Raw genomic sequence first — 6,245 nt, 5'->3', positions numbered from 1 at the left:
CTCCACGGCAAACATCCCCGGCCGCTCCAAAAAGAGCAACCTTACCAATGGCTGGTTTTTACTCCGCCGCGCTCAGCAATTTGCCGGCGCTCCATTGGCCTGGTTTGTCACCGCCGTGCACAGCACACAGCTCCCGCCGCGGGCGTCAGCGAATAACGGGCTGTGCACAAAAAAACATCGTGCCAACCGACTTCGTGTGCGGAGCGGGACCTGCAATTTCGAGCAATTCGCGCGGGCGGCCACAATGAGGCGCGCCGTATCACTGGAGCACGTTATCATGGCAATTGATCGGAAGCATGTAGGGGTCGTATCTGAGCCCTGCGTAGCCTATGTCGAGCGGGGACAGCTTTGCTTTTTCGCAAAGGCAACTGGTGAGACTAATCCGATTTACTTTGACGATGATGCCGCGCGCGCTGCCGGGCATCGGGCTATTCCCGCGCCGCCAACTTTCCTCCTGTCGCTCTGGCGAGGCGCGCCAGCTAAGCGGGGAAACTTGTTCGACGCAGAGAACGGCATTGGCGTGGACATTACGCGCGTCCTCCACGGCGAACAGTCGTTCGCCTACTTTGGCCAGATCTACGCCGGCGATCGCGTGACGCTTACGACACAAACCAGCGATATTTACACCAAGAAAGGTGGTGCGTTGGAGTTCATCGTTCAGGAAACAAGCGCAGTGAACGACAGCGGCGAACTTCTCGTAACCATGCGCCAAGTCGCAGTGGTGATCCATGACTGAAGGTGCACTCCCCAACGTTTCAATGTGGAAGGTCGGCGACCAGCTGCCGCAGCATGTTCAAGGTCCGATCGATCGGACGACACTGGCGTTGTTCGCCGGCGCATCCAACGACCATAATCCGGTACATATCGATAGCGACGTTGCCAAGGAAACCGGCAGGGACGATGTGTTCGCGCATGGCATGTTGTCTATGGCGTATCTAGCGCAGTTGCTGACTCGATGGGTACCGCAGTCCCGCCTCTTGCGGTGGAGCGTCCGGTTCACGGCGATCACTCCGCTACACGCGACTGTTCGTGCATCAGGCACGGTCACGGAGATTTTGGAAGAGAACGGCCGTCGGGTCGCCCAGATAGCGGTTAATACCATGACGGACGGCGGCACTTTGACGCTAGAAGGGCTAGCGTTCGTGCTGATGGACTAGACAAACAAAAACAGGCCGGGATTGAAGATCGACTGTCTTAGTAAGCACTGCCAGCGCAAGATCGCGCTCGACAATGGTGCGAGGTTCTGGTGTGCCGCTAGCTAGCTAAGGCGCTTCGATCAATAACTCTATTGGCTTCAGTATGGCGATATAAAGTAGGAGTTTGGCCAGCGTCGCGGGAAAACGAATGCGAACCCCGGCTTCTTCGTAGCGACCGTGTGCGATGGCGGCGCATAACCTGCCTGTCGCTTACCGACGCGGTTGTTCGCGCCCTCAGATCTGCGACGAGTACGGATGCGCTCGCGACGATGATGGATGTCGTCTCGCGCGAGATGGGCTTTCGCTACTTTGCGCTAGCGCATCACGACAATTCGAGCGGCGGCGCAGCCAAGCTCGTTCGTCTGTTTCAATATCCCGCCGCGGTCACCGATCGCCTGGTCGAACAGGGGCTATATCGTCGCGATCCAGTGGTGCGCGCATGTCTACATGCTGATACCGCGTTTCTCTGGTCAGACCTGTCAGACATGGTGACGCTCGATCGCCGGGACCGCGAGACCTTGGCTTCCGGTGCTCGGGAGGGTTTGAACGAGGGGATCACCGTTCCATTTGTACATCTCGGCGACGCGGTAGGATCCTGCACGTTTGCGGGTACGAAACGGCCTGACCGTTCCAGCATCTATCTTGGCGCGGCTCAAATGATTGGCGTTTTCGCCTTTCAGGCCGCGCGGCGGTTAGTCGGCGCTGCGACACCGATCCCGCGTTCACCGCGACTTCACCCGCGCCCACGTGATTGCGTCGTGCTTGCCGGTCGGGGTCTTTCCAACAAGGAGATCGCCAGGGCACTCGCGCTCACGCCTCGCACCGTCGACGGCACCCCCGCCGTCGCCATCGCCTCCAGCGCCGCATCGACTTCCTTCTCGAACTCAAGAAGCTGGTTGCGTGGAGACTTTGCGATCGCGAAATCCTTGCGTCGTTGCGGCTCTTGGCACGATGCCGGCAGCTCCGGCCATGATCAAGCGCGCAACGCCTTGTCCATCCCCGTCCAGTCTTTTCCACGAGGTGAAGGTATGCTAGTGATGCCTTTGGCGACTTCGCCAGTCTATGATTTGACTGCGAAATCAACCGCTTAGCTGCCCAGCGATCAAGCTCTTCTGCCGATCGTCCAGTAGCGTCCACGCAGGTTTAGCAGCGTCCAGAAATTGAGTGGTTCGAACGGCCTAGCCCGGTCCAATGATGACCTTCTGAGCACCAAATGCCGCCTTCTGGCGCACGACATTATCGATCTCGCTCACGGGCGGCCCAATATATCGCGCAGAAGGTCATGCATCCATGCCGGGAGAGTGTGCATGCCGCGGTGCAGATCCTCAACGATGGCGGCGCCATGATCGGGATGGCCGAAGACGATGCGCAGCTGGGCGCGGATGCGTTCGCCATCTTGCGGCACGACGTCCTGCAGCCAGTGCAGCGCTTGCACCACGCGCATTGCCGGTCGTCCAACCCAATAAAGCTTGCTGGGAGCGGTTTTCCTGAACACGATGACGAGATTGCCCAGTTTTAATGATTTGAGGCGCGCGTCAGTCGATGGAGTGCCTGATCGACGGCATGACGTGCCCCGAGATCGAGAAAATCGACCGGCGTCCAAGCGCCGAATGGCGCGGCTTGTTCCATCCGATCAAGTATTTGCTCTTTCGGACCGGTCTGCCTCGAAGCATTGAAATTCATGCTCGGAATATACCGGTGGTATAATGCGAGTGCATATTTCGAAGCGCTATGACCGGCTTCGGCAATCACGCTTTCGGAAGCCGGGCGACAGTTTCCCCCCTCAGTTCGCGGTCCAGCAATTGCGCCAGGAACTCCGTGAAGGGGCGAATGTCCTGCCGACCGCTGGCCTCTTCAAGCGCCGCCATGTAATCGGCACGCTGCTCGACTGGCACGACCGTCCACGGATAGCCGCCGGCCGCGAGCATGACGTTCATCAGGAAGCGGCCGGTTCTTCCATTCCCGTCCATATAGGGATGGATGTAGACGAAGATGAAGTGGCCGAGGACGACGCGGACCGCAGGCTCGGTTTCCTCGCTTAGCAATTCGAAGAACACCGGCATCGCATCGCGGACAGCATCGCAGTTGAGCGGTACATGCATCGAGCCGCGCAGATAGACCTGACCGTTGCGGTATCCGGCGAGATCGCTCGCGCTGATCAATCCTGCGGTAACACTCGGCGTGAACATCTCGCGATACCAGTCGCCGTGCTCCTCGTCGGCGACGAGGCCAGGATTCTCGCCGGCCAGGACGCGATTCAGGCTTTTGAGAACAGCTTGATAGGCGAGCCAGTAGCCGCGTGCAGCCAGTCCATCCTTATATTCGCGATCCTGCTCGTCGGCTTCCGGATTCCACGTGCCGCTGCGGACGCGCTCGATCAGTTCCGGGCTGACGCGATAGCCCTCGATCGATAGCGAATGGTAGGCGTCGGTGACGTAGCTGTCCTGCACGCGCTTGAGATAGGCGCCGATATCGGCGGGGCGGCCCGGCGGCGGTGGGAATCGCTCAAGGACTGCTCCGCGCATCTTCTGCCATATCAGGCGGATCCGGCCCGCATAGGGGGAGCGCTCACGCGCCGGCAGGAGAGTCTCGAGCTTTGTCGCGAACGGATCCTGCTCGCGCACGGTATAGCCTGCCGACCGCATCGCCTTCAAAATGTCGTCGGCAATGCGTTCGCGCCCGATGTTGCGGAAGGCGCCGGCCAGACGGCCGGCGATCGCGCTGTGGCCTCCTTGGAGCAATCGTCCCAGCAATTCGGACGCGTCCCGCACGGTCGCCAAGGCTGCTCGGGCGTCGATCGCATTGTTTTCGTAGAGACCGGGTGCACTCGCAATGAGGGCAGCGGGAATCGAGAAGAGGCGCAACCCGTCCTGTGCCGCGGCATCCTCCGGCGTCGGGATCGCCGCACGGACGTCGAATAAGGAAGTGCCCAAGGGCAGTGCCGTCGGCTTGTTGCCGCCTTTCGGCGTGCGCACGAGGAGCTGCTTTGGAACCGTGCGATTCCCCGTTTGCAGAGCGATCGAAAGTTCGGGAGAGAGGGACCAGTCTTCACCGAAGCGTTCGTTCAGGTAGGCGCTGCAGAAGCCCCAATAGGAGGTATACCAGGCCGTGCTTTCGCCAGTACCCGCATCAGGCCTTGCGGGGATATACCAGCCCTTCATGACTTCCTGCAGGAAGCCGTGTTTCATGAGCAGCTCGCGCTGGGGCCGACTGAGATCGTCGCTGCGGATGGCGACGAGGTTGCGGTCCTGAAGCGTGCGGAGCGTATCGAGCGCGTCTGCGAGCTTTTGCTGGGGAGTGGCCACGGCGTTCACCCTCGATGGTGCGCAACCATTAGGTTTTGGCGTCGCGCGATTATTAGGTTTTTGTGCTGTGCTACTTTTAGGTTATTATGTCGAGCGAAAATTAGGTTTTTGTGTTGGATGGTCGGAATCCCGCTATACGAGGCATCCCGTCGAAGCGACCCAGGTACGCGCTCAACCGTCCGAAATTTGTAGACGTATTTCGGACAAAGCTCCAACCAGCCCAATGCCCAGAGGACTCGAACCGCCCCCATCCATTCACGTCCAGCCTTTTCCACGAATCCAGATCGTGCTATTAGTGCCTTTGGCGAGTTCGCAAGTCTATGATTTGATTGCGAAATCAACCGCTTAGTTGCCCAGCGATCAAGCTCTTCTGGCACCATTTGTTCTTCCGGGGGCGTCCCAGAAACGGCTGAAATATGTTGTTTCTTGAGCTATAACCGTCCGGTGAAATCCGGGCAGATACGGCACCAATTGGGCACGAGGGGTGGTATATCCGAGGGTATCGTTTTACGTCCTTTGCAAGGACGATACCCCCGGTGAGCACCCTGTTCGCGACCAACTAGCCAACGCCAAACCGCAGGCCAAGACTTAAGCTGTCGGGTGGCGGCGGTCTCTATCTTCTCGTGCGGACCAACGGCGCGAAGTTTTGGCACCTCAATTATCGCTATCTCGCAAAGGGTCGGACGCTCGCTTTCGGGGCATGGTCGAGATCGCATTGAGCAAGATCCGCTGGCTGCTGGACAAGGCCTATCCCAAGATCGGCAACAGGCCCGTCGCCAAAATCACGGCGCAGGAGGTCGTGGCCGTCCTGCGCTCCATCGATGCAACGAGCCGCTACGAAAGCGCGTCCTATGCGGACCCTCCTTGGGCGCATCTTCCGCTACGCCGTCGCGACCATGGTTCCTGAATATCGAAAGTGCCTATGCTTCACGCTGGAGACGGTGCAGATGAGCCTCCTTCTCTCCGGTCATGACCGCGGTTTCCACTGGTCCGGCGCTGTAGGCGTAACATCGTCCGAGCATCTCCGGATTGTCGCGGGCAGGGCGACCGGCAGCTTGTGAGGGGCGGTAGCGCCGACCGATGGCTATGAGCCAGGTACGCGCCAGGATGGTGACGGCTTCAAGTTGATCCTGCTCGAAAACCAGACTGGCCCATGCGGCAAAGCCTGTTCCCAATGGCCTTCCCCGAAGCTCCAGCGGCTCTAGGATCGCGCCCTGCCGGACGAGCCAGCGACAGACCAGCCGACCATTTCGCCAGATCGTCATGGGGACAGGCAATTCGACTTCGTCAGGGACCTCCGCTTCATAGAGTGTCTCCGTCGATGGTCTTTGAGCATGGCCAATGGCCATGACCGCCAGGTCCAGAAGGTGGGTGCAATGATGGCGTGCAATCCCCCCGGCGTAAAAGTCGCGGGTTGGCGTGCTGATCGGCAGGCCCACCAAGGACTGAAGCTGGTGGACTGCGGCAGGGCATGCCGTGGTGGGAATGCGGACGCTTTCGCCGGTAATGGCGGTCACGATCGAGCAGTCGTGCACGATGGAACAGCGCATCTCGTGAAAATTGTCGAGGAGATGCGCGTCGACCCGATGGGATTGCGCGCGCAGGGATACACGGCGAATGGTGGCGCCGGTCCCGTAATCGGGATTGAGTGGAAAGTTGAGTTGCTTAGGTCTCATGACAAGGGCGCGAACCTGCCGACATGGTTGCGACGTTCATGCGGCTTGCGGCGCGCTTTGTCCATCGC

At 59.6% G+C, this 6,245-nt stretch carries 8 protein-coding genes; 5 read left to right on the top strand and 3 right to left on the bottom strand.

Annotated features, from left to right (window positions below; genetic code table 11):
• From A8G00_RS25475 to A8G00_RS10780, 3 genes are all read left to right on the top strand, one after another.
• Positions 1 to 736: MaoC family dehydratase N-terminal domain-containing protein (locus tag A8G00_RS25475; RefSeq protein WP_216365611.1), on the top strand; the 736-nt coding region annotated here is incomplete at its 5' end.
• Positions 729 to 1,157, top strand: coding sequence for a MaoC/PaaZ C-terminal domain-containing protein (locus A8G00_RS10785; protein ID WP_103000655.1), 429 nt, complete (start codon positions 729 to 731; stop codon positions 1,155 to 1,157). The genes A8G00_RS25475 and A8G00_RS10785, both read left to right, overlap by 8 nt.
• A 218-nt stretch (positions 1,158 to 1,375) precedes the next feature.
• Complete coding sequence (locus A8G00_RS10780; protein WP_301182308.1) at positions 1,376 to 2,287, top strand: autoinducer binding domain-containing protein; 912 nt, start codon at positions 1,376 to 1,378, stop codon at positions 2,285 to 2,287.
• Between the two features lie 158 nt (positions 2,288 to 2,445).
• On the opposite strand, the gene A8G00_RS25470 is transcribed toward A8G00_RS10780, so the two are convergent.
• Both A8G00_RS25470 and A8G00_RS10770 read right to left on the bottom strand, forming a co-directional pair.
• Positions 2,446 to 2,640: a hypothetical protein gene (locus tag A8G00_RS25470; RefSeq protein WP_216365610.1), complete on the bottom strand. Its 195-nt coding sequence runs from the start codon at positions 2,638 to 2,640 to the stop codon at positions 2,446 to 2,448.
• A 304-nt stretch (positions 2,641 to 2,944) separates the two neighbouring features.
• Positions 2,945 to 4,510: a Fic family protein gene (locus tag A8G00_RS10770; RefSeq protein ID WP_253257964.1), complete on the bottom strand. Its 1,566-nt coding sequence runs from the start codon at positions 4,508 to 4,510 to the stop codon at positions 2,945 to 2,947.
• 614 nt (positions 4,511 to 5,124) lie between these two features.
• Between A8G00_RS10770 and A8G00_RS25885 the strand changes: the two genes are divergently transcribed.
• Positions 5,125 to 5,220 carry a hypothetical protein gene (locus A8G00_RS25885; protein ID WP_367379448.1) on the top strand — a complete coding sequence of 32 codons (96 nt, stop codon included), beginning with the start codon at positions 5,125 to 5,127 and terminating at the stop codon, positions 5,218 to 5,220.
• Positions 5,202 to 5,408 (top strand): hypothetical protein, encoded by a 207-nt coding sequence (locus A8G00_RS10765; RefSeq protein WP_103000654.1) that lies wholly within the window; start codon positions 5,202 to 5,204, stop codon positions 5,406 to 5,408. Before A8G00_RS25885 ends, A8G00_RS10765 begins: the two co-directional genes overlap by 19 nt.
• A gap of 13 nt (positions 5,409 to 5,421) precedes the next feature.
• On the opposite strand, the gene A8G00_RS10760 is transcribed toward A8G00_RS10765, so the two are convergent.
• Positions 5,422 to 6,177 carry a DUF2889 domain-containing protein gene (locus A8G00_RS10760; protein ID WP_103000653.1) on the bottom strand — a complete coding sequence of 252 codons (756 nt, stop codon included), beginning with the start codon at positions 6,175 to 6,177 and terminating at the stop codon, positions 5,422 to 5,424.
• Between the last annotated feature and the right edge of the window lie 68 nt (positions 6,178 to 6,245).

The sequence above is a fragment of the Sphingobium sp. SA916 genome (assembly GCF_002894065.1).
In the GTDB taxonomy this organism is placed as follows: domain Bacteria; phylum Pseudomonadota; class Alphaproteobacteria; order Sphingomonadales; family Sphingomonadaceae; genus Sphingobium; species Sphingobium fuliginis.
Note: the sequence above shows the minus strand (reverse complement) of the source record. Positions and strands in the feature narration are given on the sequence as shown.

Bases quoted from the DNA above. Each gene is read 5' to 3' on its own strand.
- A8G00_RS10765 (WP_103000654.1), top strand. From the start codon at position 5,202: ATGGTCGAGATCGCATTGAGCAAGATCCGCTGGCTGCTGGACAAGGCC.
- A8G00_RS10760 (WP_103000653.1), bottom strand. From the start codon at position 6,177: ATGAGACCTAAGCAACTCAACTTTCCACTCAATCCCGATTACGGGACC.
- A8G00_RS25470 (WP_216365610.1), bottom strand. From the start codon at position 2,640: ATGCGCGTGGTGCAAGCGCTGCACTGGCTGCAGGACGTCGTGCCGCAA.
- A8G00_RS10785 (WP_103000655.1), top strand. From the start codon at position 729: ATGACTGAAGGTGCACTCCCCAACGTTTCAATGTGGAAGGTCGGCGAC.